Genomic DNA, 1728 nt, shown 5'->3' on the forward strand with positions numbered 1-1728 from the left:
TCCCACCCTTGGCCCCCCGCGTCATCCTTGGTGGACACCCCTGGCCCAAGATGATTGTTTGCACTCAAAACATCTAGTTCGAAACAGGGGAGTGCCGCCGTGCGCCGTTCCGTTCCGCCGTGGATGTGGCTGTTGCTGCTGTTGGGGCCCGTGGGGGCCTTCGCGCTGAACGCGGGGCTGCCTCCGCCGCCCTCGGACGTGGACCGGCGCACGCCCGCGGCGACGGCGGCGGGGTTCCTGGACGCGGCCCATGCGCGGGACGCCGTCCGGGCGCCGCAGTACCTGGACCTGTCGCGGCTCCCCCCGTCGACGCAGGCGGAAGAAGGGCTCAGGCTGGCGCGGCGGCTGGTGGTGGTGCTGGATCGGACGCTGTGGCTGGACTTCGCGCGCATCGGCCGGGAGCCAGCGGGGCCGGGGGAGCGGGCCCGCCGCGAGGTGCTGGGACAGGTGGCCACCGCCCGGGGACCCCAGGACATCATCCTGGAGCGCGTGGACGCGGAAGGAGGCCCGGTCTGGGTCTTCAGCGCGGACACGGTGGGCGCCATCGACGCGCTGTTCGCGGAGCACGGCTCGCCGCTGTTGGAGCGATTGCCGCCGGTGTTCTTCACCCGCCCGCTGTGGGTGCTGGAGGCGTGGCAGTGGCTGGGGCTCGCGGCGCTGCTCGCGGGCGCGTGGGTGCTGGGACAACTGGGCGAGGCGCTGGCGCTGCGCCTGGGGGCCCGGGCCGCCGGGCTGACGAAGTCCGGATGGGATGACGAGCTGCTCGCGGCGGGCAGGGGCACGATGCGCCACGTGCTGGGGGCGATGATCGCGGCCACGGGTGCCCGGCTCCTGATGCTGCCTCCGCCGGCGCAGGGCGCCCTGGACCTGGGCGCGCGCTCCATCATCATCGTCGCGTCGGCGCTGTTCCTCCTGCGCTTCTTCACCCGCGCGGCGCGCTTCCTGGAGACCCGGGTCGCCCAGTCCCCCGAGGGCACGGACGTGGCGCGCGTGCGTGGGCTGCGCACGCAGCTGTCCATCCTGCGCCGCGTGGTGGAGGTGGCGGTGGTGCTGGTGGCCGCGTCGCTGCTGCTGCTCCAGTTCGAGGCGGTGCGCAACGTGGGCGTGTCGCTGCTCGCCTCCGCGGGGCTCGCGGGCCTGGTGATTGGTCTTGCGGCGCAGAAGTCCATCAGCACGCTGCTCGCGGGCATCCAGCTGTCCATCACCCAGCCCATCCGCATCGGCGACACGGTCATCGTGGAGAACGAGTGGGGCTGGGTGGAGGAGATCACCCTCACCTACGTGGTCGTGAAGGTGTGGGACCTGCGCCGGCTGGTCATCCCCATCACCCAGTTCCTGGAGAAGCCCTTCCAGAACTGGAGCAAGGTGTCGCCCGACATCCTGGGCACGGCGGAGCTCTACGTGGACTTCCGCACCGACGTGCCGGCGGTGCGCGCGGAGCTCAAGCGCATCCTGGATGAAGAATCCAAGGGCCTGTGGGACGGCAAGGCGCAGGGGCTCCAGGTGACGGACCTGAGCGAGCGCACCATGAAGCTGCGCGCCCTGGTGAGCGCATCCGACGCGGGCAAGGCGTTCGACCTGCGCTGCCTCGTGCGGGAGAAGCTGGTCGCGTACCTCCAGGCCCCGACGCCGGCCATGCAGGAGTACCGGCAGATCCACGAGGACACCATCAACGGCGCCATGCCGGGCGCGCAGGTCGCCATCGAGTACGAGATCGAGAACCTGTCG

General features: G+C 71.4%; 1 protein-coding gene. It reads left to right on the top strand.

The window, feature by feature from the left end:
* Positions 1–99 precede the first annotated feature (99 nt).
* On the top strand, positions 100–1728 hold a 1629-nt coding region (locus D7Y13_RS41310; protein ID WP_244222466.1), incomplete at its 3' end, for a mechanosensitive ion channel family protein.

The organism is Corallococcus praedator, assembly GCF_003612125.1.
In the GTDB taxonomy this organism is placed as follows: domain Bacteria; phylum Myxococcota; class Myxococcia; order Myxococcales; family Myxococcaceae; genus Corallococcus; species Corallococcus praedator.